Below are 13,405 nucleotides of genomic sequence, written 5' to 3'. Positions count from 1 at the left end.
GGCTCCGGTCCTGACGATGCCGCGCGCAGCTTTGCGCGGCATGACCAAAGATCAAGGAGGACAAATGTCTCTGTTTAACAAGGTCGTCAAAGAGTTCAAGTGGGGCCAGCACACGGTTCGCATGGAAACGGGTGAAATCGCCCGCCAGGCGGGCGGTGCCGTGCTCGTCGACATCGAAGATACGGTCGTGCTCGCGACCGTCGTCGGTGCGAAGACGGCAAAGCCGGGCCAGGACTTCTTCCCGCTGACCGTCGACTACATCGAAAAGACCTACTCGGCAGGCAAGATCCCCGGTGGCTTCTTCCGTCGCGAAGGTCGTCCGTCGGAAGGCGAAACGCTGATCTCGCGCCTGATCGACCGTCCGCTGCGTCCGCTCTTCCCGGAAGGCTTCTACAACGAAGTGCAGGTCGTCATCCACGTGATGTCGATCAACCCGGAAGTCCCCGCCGACATCCCCGCGCTGATCGGCGCGTCGGCGGCGCTCGCCGTGTCGGGTCTGCCGTTCAACGGCCCCGTCGGTGCTGCGCGCGTTGCGTACATCAACAACGAGTACGTGCTGAACCCGACCCGCTCGCAAGTCAAGGAATCGAGTCTGGACCTCGTCGTCGCCGGTACGGAACGCGCGGTGCTGATGGTCGAATCCGAAGCGGATCAACTGCCGGAAGACGTGATGCTCGGCGCTGTCGTGTTCGGTCACGAGCAGATGCAAACGGCCATCGACGCGATCCATGAACTGGTGCGTGAAGGCGGCAAGCCCGAATGGGATTGGCAAGCTGCGCCGAAGAACGAAACGCTGATCTCGCGCGTCAACGACATCGCCTACAACGAACTGCTGTCGGCGTATCAGACGCGCGACAAGCAGGCTCGCTCGACGAAGCTGAAGGAAGTCTACGCAGCGACGCAGGCCAAGCTGGAAGAAGAAGCGTCGGCAGCGGGCACGGCGGCGGCCGACAAGGCATCGGTCGGCAACGTCCTGTTCGACATCGAAGCGAAGATCGTCCGTTCGCAGATCCTGAACGGCGAGCCGCGTATCGACGGCCGCGACACGCGCACGGTCCGTCCGATCGAAATCCGCACGGGCGTCCTGCCGCGTACGCACGGCTCGGCGCTGTTCACGCGCGGCGAAACGCAGGCGCTGGTCGTCGCGACGCTCGGCACGAAGGGCGATGAGCAGATCATCGACGCGCTCGAAGGCGAGTACCGCGACCGCTTCATGCTCCACTACAACATGCCGCCGTTCGCGACGGGTGAAACGGGCCGCGTCGGCTCGCCGAAGCGCCGCGAAATCGGTCACGGCCGTCTCGCGAAGCGCGCGCTGGTCGCCTGCCTGCCGAGCGCCGAAGAGTTCGGCTACTCGATCCGCGTCGTGTCGGAAATCACGGAATCGAACGGTTCGTCGTCGATGGCATCGGTGTGCGGCGGCTGTCTCGCGCTGATGGACGCCGGCGTGCCGATGAAGGCGCACGTCGCGGGCATCGCGATGGGCCTGATCCTCGAAGGCAACAAGTTCGCCGTGCTGACGGACATCCTCGGTGACGAAGATCACCTCGGCGACATGGACTTCAAGGTGGCCGGTACGGCGAACGGCGTCACGGCGCTGCAGATGGACATCAAGATCCAGGGCATCACGAAGGAAATCATGCAGGTCGCGCTCGCTCAGGCGAAGGAAGGCCGCATGCACATCCTCGGCAAGATGACGGAAGCGGTTCCGAGCACGAACACGGAACTGTCCGACTACGCGCCGCGCATGATCACCATCAAGATCAATCCGGAAAAGATCCGCGACGTGATCGGCAAGGGTGGTTCGGTGATTCGCGCGCTGACGGAAGAAACGGGCACGACGATCGATATTTCGGACGACGGCGTCGTCACGATCGCGAGCACGAGTTCCGAAGGCATGGCGGAAGCGAAGAAGCGCATCGAGAACATCACGGCGGAAGTCGAAGTCGGTCAGATCTACGAAGGCACGGTGCTCAAGCTGCTGGACTTCGGCGCGATCGTCAACCTGCTGCCGGGCAAGGATGGTCTGCTGCACATCTCCGAAATCGCTAACGAGCGCATCAAGGACATCAACGACTACCTGAAGGAAGGCCAGCAAGTGAAGGTCAAGGTCATCCAGACGGACGAGAAGGGTCGCGTGCGCCTGTCGGCGAAGGCGCTCCTGAACGAAGCAGCACAGACGGAGCCGACGCCGCAGCAGTAACGCGGTGAAAGCGGGACGGCCGGTAGCGCAAAAGCGCGCCGGCCGTTTTTCATGTAGGGTGGATTGCAGTGCGAACGGGTTTTGTCTGACCGGTTTGCAGCGCTATCCAGACCTGGGAGAGACGACGATGAACGCAATCGAAATCACCGAATTCGGTGCGCCGGAAGTCTTGAAACTCGCTGAACGGCCGATGCCGGAGCCGAAAGCGGGCGAAGTGCTGATCAAAGTGGCTGCGTCGGGCGTGAATCGTCCGGACGTGTTCCAGCGCAAGGGCGGTTATGCACCGCCGCCGGGCGCGTCGGATCTGCCGGGATTGGAAGTGGCGGGTGAAATCGTCGGCGGAAATATCGACGACAAGCGCAATCCGTTCGGTCTGAAGATCGGCGACCGCGTGTGTGCGCTGATGGCGGGCGGCGGTTACGCCGAATACGCGACCGTGCCGCTGCTGCAATGTCTGCCTGTGCCGAAAGGCTTTTCCGATATCGAAGCCGCTGCGTTGCCCGAGACGTTCTTCACGGTCTGGAGCAATGTTTTTGACCGCGCGATGCTCGGCAAAGGCGAGGGCGGCGAAAACGAAACGTTGCTCGTGCAGGGTGGTTCGAGCGGCATCGGCGTGACCGCGATCCAGATTGCGCATGCGCTCGGTTATCGCGTGTTCGCGACGGCGGGCACCGACGAAAAATGTCGTGCGTGCGAAGAAATCGGCGCCGAGCGCGCGATCAACTACAAGACGGAAGATTTCGTCGAAGTCATCAAGTCGCTGACGAACGATCGCGGCGTCGATGTCATTCTCGACATGGTCGCGGGTAGTTACGTGCCGCGCGAACTGAAGGCGCTGGCCGATGGCGGGCGTCTCGTGGTGATCGCGCTGCTGGGCGGCGCGAAAGCCGAAGTGAATCTGAACGAGATTCTGCGTCGTCGGCTCACGGTGACGGGTTCGACGCTGCGTCCGCGGCCCGTCGAGTTCAAGGCGAAGATCGCCGCGCAACTGAAAGAGCGCGTGTGGCCGCATCTCGAAGACGGCACGATCAAGCCCGTGATCTACAAGGTGTTCCCCGCAGCGGAAGCGGCGCAGGCGCACGAGCTGATGGAGAGCAGCACGCACGTCGGCAAGATCGTCTTGAATTGGGGCGCGGGTGCTTGACAGCGCTCATTTAATTGAGTTTGACCCGGTCTGTCAGCACACAGTAAAATCGCATGTTTTGCGCGTTCTGCATGGTTTTTGCATGCAGACCGGGTACCGAGCGTCGACGAAGCGGACGCGCTCATCACCCGCACCACGATAATCGAGCGAGACGATGGCGAAACAACGAGCAAAACTGGTAGTCGGTAACTGGAAGATGCACGGTCGGCTTGCCGACAATCGCGTGCTGCTGCAAGCGGTATCGCGCGGTGCGGAAGATCTTCCTGAAGATGTGCGGGTCGGCGTGTGTGTGCCATGCCCGTATCTCGCGCAGGCGCAGACGCTGCTCGAAAGCGGCCGCGTCGCGTGGGGCGTGCAGGATGTTTCCGCGTACACGCAGGGCGCCTATACCGGCGAAGTCGCAGCTGAAATGGCTGCTGAGTTTGGTTCGACTTTCGCGATAGTCGGACACTCGGAGCGTCGTGCGTATCATCGCGAAAGCGCTGAGGTGGTGGCAGTGAAAACGCAGCGCGCGCTCGAAGCAGGTTTGACGCCGATCGTTTGCGTCGGCGAAACGCTCGAAGAGCGCGAGGGCGGCAGGACGGAGCAAGTTATCGGCGAGCAGATCGACGCTGTTCTCGAGACGCTGTCGGTTGAAGATGCGGTCCGCATCGTCGTCGCTTACGAGCCTGTGTGGGCAATCGGCACCGGCAAGAGCGCGACGGCGCAACAGGCGCAGGACGTTCACGCGTTTCTGCGCGCGCGTCTCGCGGCGAAGGGTGGCGATGCCGCCGACGTGCTGTTGCTGTATGGCGGCAGCGTGAAGCCGGAGAACGCGGAAGACCTGTTCAGCCAGCCGGATATCGACGGCGGTTTGATCGGCGGCGCGTCGTTGAAGGACAAGGATTTCCTGGCAATCTGCACTGCAGCTGTCGCGGCCACGGCCGCACGCTGAGCATCAAGGCAGAGTGCCCGGGCGAGGATGACCCATTGCGTGCAGCATGTCGTGCTGTGCGGTTAAATAAAGACTCAGGTGAGTGTGATGCTGTATTTGAAAACGTTGATCATTGTCGTGCAGTTGCTGTCGGCGCTGGGTGTCATCGGCCTCGTGCTGTTGCAGCATGGCAAGGGCGCCGACATGGGTGCGGCTTTCGGTAGTGGCGCATCGGGCAGTCTCTTCGGCGCGACAGGTTCTGCTAATTTTCTGTCACGTACCACTGCGATACTGGCAGCTGTGTTCTTCGTCACCACGTTGGCACTGACGTACCTCGGCGCGTATCACTCGAAACCTTCGGCAGGCGTGCTTGGCAACATGCCGGCAGCATCGGCGCCCGCAGCGGCATCGGGTGCTCCTGCTGCGTCGGCACCGGCTAATGCATCGGCTGCAGTCGCTGCACCTGCAGCTTCTGCGCCAGGCCAAGACGTGCCGAAATAAATTTTCGAGGAAAACACGTTTGTGCGTTGAACAAACTGTTTAACCGGGTTACAATTCAAGTCTTGAAGCGATTCGCGGGTTTTAGAAGTTGTTTTCCCGGATTGCAGACAGTGCCGACGTGGTGAAATTGGTAGACACGCTATCTTGAGGGGGTAGTGGCGAAAGCTGTGCGAGTTCGAGTCTCGCCGTCGGCACCAATGTTATCTAATGCCAGCCGCTTGCTTCAGCTTCGGCTGGCATTTTCACTTCTGGGGTGGTGTTTGCTGTGGGCTTTCAACATCAAGCATCCCGAAGTGTTTCGCGTCAGGGGTTGTTCACGGTAGTTTGCGTCTCCTGACGTTACTCAGAACCAACCGATTGAGGATAGCTTTGAACCTCGCAGCCTATTTCCCCGTATTGATGTTCCTCCTCGTGGGCACCGGTTTAGGCGTAGCACTGGTCAGTATCGGCAAGATCCTCGGTCCGAATCGACCGGACACCGAAAAGAACGCACCGTACGAGTGCGGCTTCGAAGCATTCGAAGATGCGCGCATGAAGTTCGACGTGCGCTATTACCTGGTCGCCATTCTCTTTATCATCTTTGACCTTGAAACGGCATTCCTGTTTCCGTGGGGCGTAGCTCTGCGCGATATCGGCTGGCCGGGTTTCATCTCGATGATGATTTTTCTGCTCGAATTCCTGTTGGGCTTTGCCTATATCTGGAAGAAAGGTGGCCTAGACTGGGAATGACGGGTTAATCGCCGGTGTGTATGGGTGGCGATGGCTCGCCGCCCGTCTGGAGTGGAAAACAAATGAGTATCGAAGGGGTCTTGAAGGAAGGGTTTGTCACCACCACGGCTGACAAGCTGATCAACTGGACGCGTACCGGTTCACTGTGGCCGATGACGTTCGGTCTCGCGTGTTGCGCGGTCGAGATGATGCATGCGGGCGCCGCCCGTTATGACCTTGACCGTTTCGGCGTGGTGTTTCGTCCGAGTCCGCGTCAGTCGGACGTGATGATCGTCGCCGGCACGCTGTGCAACAAGATGGCGCCTGCGCTGCGCAAGGTTTACGACCAGATGGCCGAGCCGCGTTGGGTGATCTCGATGGGTTCGTGCGCGAACGGCGGCGGCTACTATCACTATTCGTATTCGGTGGTACGTGGCTGTGACCGGATCGTGCCAGTCGATGTGTATGTGCCGGGCTGTCCGCCCACGGCTGAAGCGCTGGTGTACGGCGTGATCCAGCTGCAGGCGAAGATCCGCCGCACCAACACCATCGCCCGTCAATAAGCCCAAAGCCTCCCCACAATATGGCAAGCAAACTCGAGACCCTCAAAGCGAACCTCGAGGCGGCCTTTGGCGGCCGCCTGACGAGCATCACCGAATCGACCGGTGAGCTGACCATCGTCGTGAAGGCAGGCGATTACCTCGAAGTGGCAACGCGTTTGCGCGACGACGCAACGCTGCGTTTCGAGCAGCTGATCGACCTCTGCGGTATCGACTATCAAACCTACGGTGAAGGCGCTTACGAAGGTCCGCGTTTTGCCGCCGTCCTGCATCTGCTCTCCGTTTCGAACAACTGGCGCCTGCGCGTGCGCGTGTTCGCACCGGACGACGATGTGCCGCTGATCCCCTCGGTTGTCGAGATCTGGAATTCGGCCAACTGGTACGAGCGCGAAGCATTCGACCTGTACGGCATCGTCTTCGAAGGTCACCCCGACCTGCGCCGCATCCTGACCGATTACGGTTTCATCGGTCACCCGTTCCGCAAGGATTTCCCTGTCTCCGGTTATGTCGAGATGCGTTACGACCCGGAAGAGAAGCGCGTCGTCTATCAGCCGGTGACGATCGAGCCTCGGGAAATCACGCCGCGCGTGATCCGCGAGGATCGCTATGGCGGCCTGAAACACTAAGAGAACGCCATGGCAGAGATCAAGAACTACACGCTTAACTTCGGTCCGCAGCACCCGGCAGCGCACGGCGTGCTGCGCCTCGTGCTCGAACTCGACGGCGAAGTGATCCAGCGCGCCGATCCGCACATCGGCCTCCTGCACCGCGCCACCGAAAAGCTCGCAGAAAGTAAGACCTTCATCCAGTCGGTGCCGTACATGGATCGTCTCGACTACGTGTCGATGATGGTCAACGAGCACGGCTATGTGCTGGCAATTGAAAAGCTGCTCGGCATCGATGTGCCGATCCGCGCGAAGTACATCCGCGTGCTGTTCGACGAAGTTACGCGCGTGCTGAACCACCTGATGTGGATCGGCGCACACGCACTCGACGTCGGCGCGATGGCCGTGTTCCTGTATGCGTTCCGTGAGCGCGAAGACCTGATGGACGTGTATGAAGCGGTGTCCGGCGCGCGGATGCACGCTGCGTACTATCGTCCGGGCGGCGTCTATCGCGATCTGCCGGACGCAATGCCGCAATACAAGGCATCGAAAATCCGTAACGCGAAGGCGCTGTCGAAGCTGAACGAAACGCGTCAGGGCTCGCTGCTCGACTTCATCGAAGACTTCTTCAACCGCTTTCCGAAGTGTGTCGACGAGTACGAAACGCTGCTCACCGACAACCGCATCTGGAAGCAGCGTCTGGTCGGCATCGGTGTCGTGAGTCCGGAGCGCGCGCTGCAACTCGGCATGACGGGTGCGATGCTGCGCGGCTCGGGTATCGAGTGGGATCTGCGCAAGAAGCAGCCGTACGAAGTGTACGACCAGCTGGACTTCGACATCCCGGTCGGCGTGAATGGCGATTGCTACGACCGCTATCTGGTGCGCGTCGAAGAAATGCGTCAATCCACGCGCATCGCGAAACAGTGCATTGAATGGTTGCGTAAGAATCAAGGCCCTGTGATGACGGACAATCACAAGGTCGCGCCGCCGTCGCGCGTCGGCATGAAGTCGAACATGGAAGAGCTGATTCACCACTTCAAGCTCTTCACGGAAGGCTTCCATGTGCCCGAAGGCGAAGCGTATGCAGCCGTCGAGCATCCGAAGGGCGAGTTCGGCATCTATCTCGTGTCGGACGGTGCAAACAAGCCGTACCGCCTCAAGATTCGCGCGCCAGGTTATGCGCATCTGTCCGCGCTCGACGAAATGGCGCGCGGCCACATGATCGCCGACGCCGTGACGATCATCGGCACGCAAGACATCGTGTTCGGTGAAGTGGACCGCTAGCCGGGTCACATTAGCGGTATTCATCAAGGCGCGCGCTCCCGCAGCCGATAAAGCATGAGAAGCGGAGCGCGCGTCAAGCAAAGGAACGCCGGGTCTGTCGCAATACGCCGCAATACGGAGTGCGCGACAGGTTTTCGTTCGGTAGGAATTGAAAGAGTCGTGTCTGAAAATGATCTCAGCTGAAGGCCTGAAAGAAATCGATCGCGCGATCGCGAAGTATCCCGCCGATCAGAAACAGTCCGCCGTGATGTCGGCTCTGGCCGTCGGTCAGGAAGAGCTTGGCTGGCTGTCGCCCGAACTGATGCAGTTCGTCGCGGACTATCTCGGCATGCCGGCCGTCGCCGTGCAGGAGGTTGCGACCTTCTACACGATGTATGAGACGAAGCCTGTCGGCAAATACAAGATCACGCTCTGCACGAACCTGCCGTGCCAGCTCGGTCCCGATGGCGGTTCGGACAGCGCCGCCGAATATCTGAAGCAGAAGCTCGGTATCGACTTCGGCGAAACCACGCCCGACGGCAAGTTCACCCTCAAAGAGGGCGAGTGCATGGGCTCGTGCGGTGACGCCCCCGTGATGCTCGTGAACAACCACCGTATGTGCAGCTTCATGAGCCGCGAGAAGATCGACCAGCTCCTCGAGGAACTTTCGAAATGACGTCTTTACACGATCGTCACATCAAGCCGCTGATTCTCGCCGGTCTGAACGGCGACAACTGGCATCTTCAGGACTACGTCGAGCGCGGCGGCTACAAGCAGCTGCGCCGCATTCTCGAAGAAAAGATTCCGCCCGAGCAGGTGATCGCCGACGTCAAGGCGTCGGGTCTGCGCGGTCGCGGCGGTGCGGGCTTCCCGACGGGTCTGAAGTGGAGCTTCATGCCGCGCCAGTTTCCGGGGCAGAAGTATCTCGTCTGCAATTCGGACGAAGGCGAGCCGGGCACGTTCAAGGATCGCGACATCCTGCGCTGGAATCCGCATTCGCTGATCGAAGGCATGGCCATCGGCGCGTACGCGATGGGCATCACCGTCGGCTACAACTACATCCACGGTGAAATCTTCGAAGTCTATCGACGCTTCGAAGAGGCGCTGGAAGAAGCTCGTGCAGCGGGCTTCCTCGGCGACAACATCATGGGCTCGGGCTTCTCGTTCCAGCTGCATGCGCACCACGGTTACGGCGCGTACATCTGCGGCGAAGAAACGGCGCTGCTCGAATCGCTGGAAGGCAAGAAGGGCCAGCCGCGCTTCAAGCCGCCTTTCCCGGCGAGCTTCGGCGTGTACGGCAAGCCGACCACGATCAACAACACCGAAACGTTCGCAGCGGTTCCGTTCCTGTTGGAAGTCGGCCCGCAGAATTACCTCGAGATGGGTAAGCCGAACAACGGCGGCACGAAGATCTTCTCGATCTCGGGCGACGTCGAGCGTCCGGGCAACTACGAGATTCCGCTCGGCACGCCGTTCGCGACGCTGATGGAACTCGCTGGCGGCATGCGCGGCGGCAAGAAGATCAAGGCAGTGATTCCTGGCGGTTCGTCGGCACCGGTTATTCCGGGCGACATCATGATGCAAACCGACATGGACTACGATTCGATCGCGAAGCAGGGCTCGATGCTCGGCTCGGGCGCGGTCATCGTGATGGACGAGACGCGCTGCATGGTGCGCTCGCTGCTGCGTCTGTCGTACTTCTATTACGAAGAGTCGTGCGGTCAGTGCACGCCGTGCCGTGAAGGCACCGGTTGGCTGTATCGCGTCGTGCATCGTATCGAGCACGGTCTGGGCCGCAAGGAAGACCTGGATCTGCTGAACTCGGTTGCCGAGAACATCATGGGCCGCACGATCTGCGCGCTCGGCGATGCGGCTGCGATGCCCGTGCGAGGCATGCTCAAGCACTACTGGGACGAATTCGAGTATCACGTCGCCAACAAGCGTTGCGTCGTCGGCGGTCATGCCGGCGCGGCGGCGGTTTCGGAAACCGTCGCCGCATAAAGCGGAAGCACACGCGGGCGCCGCTGCTTCGCGGGGAGCGAAGCGGCGAGCGGGCGAACGATTGAGCGGTAACAGGTTAAGGAAGATTGACCATCATGGTTGAACTTGAAATAGACGGCAAGAAAGTAGAGGTGGCCGAAGGCAGCATGATCATTCAGGCTGCGCACAAGGTCGACACTTATATCCCTCACTTCTGCTATCACAAGAAGCTGTCGATTGCGGCCAACTGCCGGATGTGTCTCGTCGATGTCGAGAAGATGCCGAAGGCCGTGCCTGCATGCGCAACGCCGGTGTCGGCGGGCATGATCGTGCGCACGAAGTCGGAAAAGGCGGTGAAGGGCCAGCAGTCGGTGATGGAATTCCTGCTGATCAATCACCCGCTCGATTGCCCGATCTGCGACCAGGGCGGCGAATGCCAGCTGCAGGATCTGGCCGTCGGTTACGGCAAGTCGTCGTCGCGTTACAGCGAAGAGAAGCGCGTCGTGTTCCACAAGAACGTCGGCCCGCTGATCTCGATGGAAGAGATGTCGCGCTGCATTCACTGCACGCGTTGCGTGCGCTTCGGCGAGGAAATCACCGGCGTGATGGAACTGGGCATGCTCGGCCGCGGCGAACACTCGGAAATTACGTCGTTCGTCGGCAAGACGGTGGATTCCGAACTGTCGGGCAACATGATCGACCTGTGCCCGGTCGGCGCGCTGACCAGCAAGCCGTTCCGCTACAGCGCCCGTACGTGGGAACTGTCGCGCCGCAAGTCGGTGAGCCCGCACGATTCCGTCGGCGCGAACCTCGTGGTGCAGGTGAAGAACAACCGCGTGATGCGCGTTCTGCCGTTCGAAAACGAATCCATCAACGAATGCTGGATTTCGGACAAGGACCGCTTCTCGTACGAAGGCCTCAACAGCCCGGAACGTCTGACGCGCCCGATGCTCAAGCAGGGCGGTCAGTGGATCGAAACGGACTGGCAGACGGCGCTCGAATACGTCGTCAAGGGTCTGAAGGGCATCAAGGACGACCACGGCGCGAACGCGATTGCCGCACTTGGTAGCGCGCATAGCACGGTCGAAGAACTGTTCCTGCTCAAGCAGATCGCTCAGGCCGTCGGCACGCCGAACGTCGACTTCCGCCTGCGTCAGACGGACTTCGCGTCAGGCGCGAACGGCACGCCGTGGCTCGGCACGTCGATCGCGAATCTGTCGATGGTCGACAGCGCGTTCGTGATCGGCTCGTCGCTGCGTCGCGATCATCCGCTGTTTGCCGCGCGTCTGCGTCAGGCAGCGAAGAGCGGCGCGAAGATCACGCTGCTGCAAGCCACCAAGGACGACGCACTGATCCCGCAAGCCGCGCGTATCGCTGCGGCGCCGTCGGCATGGCTCGACGAGCTGGCTGGCATCGCGGCCGCTGTGTCGGAAGCGAAGGGCGTCGCGCTGCCGGAAGCCTTCGCGGGCACGACGGCATCGGATGCCGCGAAGCAGACGGCTGCTGCACTCGGCGCAGGCGAAACGCGTGTCGTGCTGCTCGGCAACGGCGCTGTCCAGCATCCGGAGTTCGCACGCATCCACGCAGCGGCTCAATGGATCGCAGACGCGACGGGCGCAACGCTCGGCTTCCTGACGGAAGCAGCGAACACGGTCGGCGCGCATCTCGTCAACGCATTGCCGGGCGAGGGCGGTCTGAACGCTCGCGAAGTGTTCGAACAGCCGCGCAAGGGTTACGTGCTGCTGAACCTCGAACCCGAATTCGATACGGCTAACCCGGCGCAGGCGCTGGCCGCGCTGAAGCAGGCGGAAATGGTTGTCGTGCTGTCGCCGTTCCAGACGGGCGCTGAATACGCCGACGTCGTGCTGCCGATCGCGCCGTACACGGAAACGGCCGGCACGTTCGTCAACGCAGAAGGCACGGTACAGATGTTCAACGGCGTCGTGCGTCCGCTCGGCGACACGCGTCCCGCATGGAAGGTGCTGCGCGTGCTGGGCAATCTGCTCGGCGCGTCGGGCTTCGACTTCGACACGGCGGAACAGGTGCGCGTCGCTGCACTCGGCGACGGCGATCTCACGCCGCGTCTGTCGAACAAGACGTCGGTGGCTGTCGCGCGCGGCAACGCGGCGAAGGCAGCGGAAGGCACGTTCGAGCGTATCGCCGATGTACCGATCTACCACGCCGACCCGCTCGTGCGTCGCGCGGAATCGCTGCATCTGACGGCAGCGGCACGCGCCGCGAACTCGGTCGGTCTGCCGGCCGCGCTGTTCGACAAGCTGGGTTTGAAGGAAGGCGACGCCGTGCGCGTTCGTCAGGGCGATCGCTCGGTGCAGGTTCCGGCCGTGCGTGATGCGAATCTTGCGGAGACGGTCGTCCGCGTGTCGGCGGCTACGCCTGCCGGTGCAGCGTTGGGCAGCCTGTTCGGTGAACTGGTGGTGGAGAAGGCGTAAATGACCTTGTTCGAATCGATCAACGCGGGCGGCGCCGAGATTCTCGGCGTGGCATGGCCCACCGTCTGGGCACTCGTGCGCATTCTCGTGGTGGCCGTCGCGATCCTGCTGTGCGTCGCTTACCTGATCCTGTGGGAACGTAAGCTGATCGGCTGGATGCACGTACGTCTCGGACCGAACCGCGTCGGCCCGGCAGGTCTGCTGCAGCCGATCGCCGACGTGCTCAAGCTGCTGCTGAAAGAAGTGATTCAGCCGACTCAGGCAAGCCGCTGGGTCTATCTGGTCGCACCGGTGATGGTGGTGGTCCCGGCGTTCGCGGTCTGGGCGGTGATTCCGTTCCAGGCAGGCGCAGTGCTCGGCGACATCAACGCAGGTCTGCTGTACGCGATCTCGATCTCGTCGGTCGGCGTGTACGGCGTGATTCTCGCGGGCTGGGCGTCGAACTCGAAGTACGCGTTCCTCGGCGCGATGCGCGCGGCGGCGCAGATGGTGTCGTACGAAGTGTCGATGGGCTTCGCGCTGGTCGTCGTGATGATGACGGCGGGCACGATGAATCTGTCGGACATCGTCGGTTCGCAAATGCGCGGCATCTTCGCAAGCCACGGCGTGACGTTCCTGTCGTGGAACTGGCTGCCGCTGCTGCCGGCCTTCGTCGTCTACTTCGTGTCGGGCATCGCCGAAACGAACCGTCACCCGTTCGACGTGGTGGAAGGCGAATCGGAAATCGTCGCGGGTCACATGATCGATTACTCGGGTATGGCGTTCGCGCTGTTCTTCCTCGCCGAGTACATCAACATGATCGTGATCTCGGCGCTGGCATCGATCCTGTTCCTGGGCGGCTGGAGCGCACCGTTCGAATTCCTGTCGTTCATCCCGGGCATTTTCTGGCTGGTCCTCAAAGTCTTCTTCCTGCTGTCGGTATTCATCTGGGTGCGTGCGACGTTCCCGCGTTACCGCTATGACCAGATCATGCGTCTGGGCTGGAAGGTGTTCCTGCCTGTCACCGTGATCTGGGTCGTGGTGGTCGGCTTCTGGATCATGTCGCCGTTGAATATCTGGAACTAAAGGGCGGACGAAC

General features: G+C 61.4%; 12 protein-coding genes and 1 tRNA gene. All 13 read left to right on the top strand.

Annotation, left to right across the window (positions count from 1 at the left end; all coding sequences use genetic code 11):
• The first annotated feature begins 64 nt into the window (after nt 1-64).
• The 13 genes from pnp (at nt 65) to nuoH (ending at nt 13,392) form a co-directional block, all read left to right on the top strand.
• The gene (gene pnp, locus QEN71_RS24175) at nt 65-2,203 is read left to right on the top strand and encodes a polyribonucleotide nucleotidyltransferase (RefSeq protein WP_201654213.1); all 2,139 of its coding nucleotides are present in this window, start codon (nt 65-67) and stop codon (nt 2,201-2,203) included.
• A gap of 127 nt (nt 2,204-2,330) precedes the next feature.
• Nucleotides 2,331-3,347 (top strand): NAD(P)H-quinone oxidoreductase, encoded by a 1,017-nt coding sequence (locus QEN71_RS24170; RefSeq protein ID WP_201654216.1) that lies wholly within the window; start codon nt 2,331-2,333, stop codon nt 3,345-3,347.
• 154 nt (nt 3,348-3,501) lie between these two features.
• Nucleotides 3,502-4,281: a triose-phosphate isomerase gene (gene tpiA / locus QEN71_RS24165; protein ID WP_201654219.1), complete on the top strand. Its 780-nt coding sequence runs from the start codon at nt 3,502-3,504 to the stop codon at nt 4,279-4,281.
• 87 nt (nt 4,282-4,368) lie between these two features.
• The gene (secG, locus tag QEN71_RS24160; protein WP_201654223.1) at nt 4,369-4,761 is read left to right on the top strand and encodes a preprotein translocase subunit SecG; all 393 of its coding nucleotides are present in this window, start codon (nt 4,369-4,371) and stop codon (nt 4,759-4,761) included.
• A 112-nt stretch (nt 4,762-4,873) separates the two neighbouring features.
• Nucleotides 4,874-4,958 (top strand) — tRNA-Leu (locus QEN71_RS24155).
• Between the two features lie 172 nt (nt 4,959-5,130).
• Nucleotides 5,131-5,490: an NADH-quinone oxidoreductase subunit A gene (locus QEN71_RS24150; RefSeq protein WP_028369574.1), complete on the top strand. Its 360-nt coding sequence runs from the start codon at nt 5,131-5,133 to the stop codon at nt 5,488-5,490.
• Nucleotides 5,491-5,552: 62 nt separating this feature from the next.
• Entirely contained in the window at nt 5,553-6,032 is a 480-nt protein-coding gene (locus QEN71_RS24145; RefSeq protein ID WP_006052903.1) for a NuoB/complex I 20 kDa subunit family protein, read from the top strand.
• Nucleotides 6,033-6,052: 20 nt separating this feature from the next.
• On the top strand, nt 6,053-6,655 hold the full coding sequence (locus tag QEN71_RS24140; RefSeq protein ID WP_201654226.1) for an NADH-quinone oxidoreductase subunit C: 603 nt from the start codon (nt 6,053-6,055) through the stop codon (nt 6,653-6,655).
• A 9-nt stretch (nt 6,656-6,664) separates the two neighbouring features.
• Nucleotides 6,665-7,918, top strand: coding sequence for an NADH-quinone oxidoreductase subunit D (locus QEN71_RS24135; protein WP_201654228.1), 1,254 nt, complete (start codon nt 6,665-6,667; stop codon nt 7,916-7,918).
• A 169-nt stretch (nt 7,919-8,087) separates the two neighbouring features.
• Complete coding sequence (gene nuoE / locus QEN71_RS24130; RefSeq protein ID WP_201654231.1) at nt 8,088-8,573, top strand: NADH-quinone oxidoreductase subunit NuoE; 486 nt, start codon at nt 8,088-8,090, stop codon at nt 8,571-8,573.
• Nucleotides 8,570-9,898 (top strand): NADH-quinone oxidoreductase subunit NuoF, encoded by a 1,329-nt coding sequence (gene nuoF / locus QEN71_RS24125; RefSeq protein WP_201654233.1) that lies wholly within the window; start codon nt 8,570-8,572, stop codon nt 9,896-9,898. Before nuoE ends, nuoF begins: the two co-directional genes overlap by 4 nt.
• 95 nt (nt 9,899-9,993) lie before the next feature.
• Entirely contained in the window at nt 9,994-12,327 is a 2,334-nt protein-coding gene (gene nuoG, locus QEN71_RS24120; RefSeq protein WP_201654236.1) for an NADH-quinone oxidoreductase subunit NuoG, read from the top strand.
• Nucleotides 12,328-13,392 carry an NADH-quinone oxidoreductase subunit NuoH gene (nuoH, locus tag QEN71_RS24115; RefSeq protein WP_201654239.1) on the top strand — a complete coding sequence of 355 codons (1,065 nt, stop codon included), beginning with the start codon at nt 12,328-12,330 and terminating at the stop codon, nt 13,390-13,392.
• The last annotated feature ends 13 nt before the right edge of the window (nt 13,393-13,405 follow it).

It is taken from the genome of Paraburkholderia sabiae (genome assembly GCF_030412785.1).
GTDB classification, from domain to species: Bacteria; Pseudomonadota; Gammaproteobacteria; order Burkholderiales; family Burkholderiaceae; genus Paraburkholderia; species Paraburkholderia sabiae.
This window is presented reverse-complemented; position numbering and strand designations above follow the sequence as displayed.

Bases quoted from the DNA above. Each gene is read 5' to 3' on its own strand.
- QEN71_RS24170 (WP_201654216.1), top strand. From the start codon at position 2,331: ATGAACGCAATCGAAATCACCGAATTCGGTGCGCCGGAAGTCTTGAAA.
- QEN71_RS24135 (WP_201654228.1), top strand. From the start codon at position 6,665: ATGGCAGAGATCAAGAACTACACGCTTAACTTCGGTCCGCAGCACCCG.
- QEN71_RS24145 (WP_006052903.1), top strand. From the start codon at position 5,553: ATGAGTATCGAAGGGGTCTTGAAGGAAGGGTTTGTCACCACCACGGCT.
- QEN71_RS24140 (WP_201654226.1), top strand. From the start codon at position 6,053: ATGGCAAGCAAACTCGAGACCCTCAAAGCGAACCTCGAGGCGGCCTTT.
- secG (WP_201654223.1), top strand. From the start codon at position 4,369: ATGCTGTATTTGAAAACGTTGATCATTGTCGTGCAGTTGCTGTCGGCG.
- nuoH (WP_201654239.1), top strand. From the start codon at position 12,328: ATGACCTTGTTCGAATCGATCAACGCGGGCGGCGCCGAGATTCTCGGC.
- nuoE (WP_201654231.1), top strand. From the start codon at position 8,088: ATGATCTCAGCTGAAGGCCTGAAAGAAATCGATCGCGCGATCGCGAAG.
- tpiA (WP_201654219.1), top strand. From the start codon at position 3,502: ATGGCGAAACAACGAGCAAAACTGGTAGTCGGTAACTGGAAGATGCAC.
- pnp (WP_201654213.1), top strand. From the start codon at position 65: ATGTCTCTGTTTAACAAGGTCGTCAAAGAGTTCAAGTGGGGCCAGCAC.
- nuoF (WP_201654233.1), top strand. From the start codon at position 8,570: ATGACGTCTTTACACGATCGTCACATCAAGCCGCTGATTCTCGCCGGT.
- nuoG (WP_201654236.1), top strand. From the start codon at position 9,994: ATGGTTGAACTTGAAATAGACGGCAAGAAAGTAGAGGTGGCCGAAGGC.